A 261-nucleotide genomic window follows, 5' to 3' on the forward strand; every position below is an offset into this window, starting at 1 on the left:
CGAAGAGGACCCGGGTGGCGAAGGCGAAGGTCTGCACGGTCAGGTTCTTCCGGTCCAGCACCGGGTGCAGGTAGGCCCGGGCAGCGGACCAGCGACGCCCGTTCTTCACGTTGCGGTCGAAGGGCGCAAACCCTTCCTGCCGGTAGCCGTTGACGTCGTCGGTCAGCGGGTAGCCGGCCTGCTGGGCGGCCTCGAAGAACGCACCGAACAGCGGGTTGTCACACCTGCCCCGCTCCAGGTGCAGCGGGCCCTCGCCACCGC

At 69.7% G+C, this 261-nt stretch carries 1 protein-coding gene; it reads right to left on the minus strand.

The features are described from left to right. Window positions 1–261: GMC family oxidoreductase N-terminal domain-containing protein (locus tag DDE18_RS22525; RefSeq protein WP_211754725.1), on the minus strand; the 261-nt coding region annotated here is incomplete at both ends.

This window comes from Nocardioides gansuensis (genome assembly GCF_003076135.1).
In the GTDB taxonomy this organism is placed as follows: Bacteria; Actinomycetota; Actinomycetes; order Propionibacteriales; family Nocardioidaceae; genus Nocardioides; species Nocardioides gansuensis.